Below are 659 nucleotides of genomic sequence, written 5' to 3' on the forward strand. Positions count from 1 at the left end.
GGCTTACCGTCCAGGTCGGTCGGGTAAGCGTTGGTCGCGGTGCCGCGGCCGATGGCCGGCGAGCTGCTGGTCAGGTGGAAGTCCGGCGTCGCCGCGGTCTTCGAGTAAGCCTTGAACAGCGGGTTCGAGCTGATCGTGCCGGTGTCCTTCAGGCCGTTGCGCAGCGAGAAGTTGTACGACGGGTTCTGGAACACCAGGTTGTTGACGTACTTGTTGTTCTTGCCGGTCGTGCCCTGCTCCGAGATGCCGTACTTGTTGTCGTAGATGATGTTGTTGGCAACGTAGACGTTGTTCGCACCGGCGCTGGTGTAATAGAAGTTACCGCCGCCCACCACCATGCCGAAGTTCGAGCTGGTCACGGTGTTGTTGGTGATGATCACATCGGTGGCGTCGTGCCACAGGTGGATACCCACCGCGCCCACGCGGTACACCAGGTTGTTCTTGATGGTGCCCGAGGTGCTCACGTAGATACCCTGGACGTAGGTGCAGCCGGCCGGGCCGATGTCGTTGACGACGTTGCTGACGACGTCGGTCTTGACGCCGTGGTAGTAGCTGTCCACGCCGATTGCCGAACCGCCGGCGCTGGTGCAGGCCACGCTTTTTGCCACGTGGTGGATGTGGTTATCCTGGATCATGCCGTAGGAGCCGCCGGTATAGAT

The 659-nt window shown here is 61.2% G+C and carries 1 protein-coding gene; it reads right to left on the minus strand.

Annotated elements, in window-relative coordinates:
• On the minus strand, positions 1-659 hold a 659-nt coding region (locus NX782_RS26275), incomplete at both ends, for a right-handed parallel beta-helix repeat-containing protein (protein ID WP_258848448.1).

It is taken from the genome of Massilia norwichensis, assembly GCF_024753245.1.
Classification (GTDB): domain Bacteria; phylum Pseudomonadota; class Gammaproteobacteria; order Burkholderiales; family Burkholderiaceae_D; genus Telluria; species Telluria norwichensis.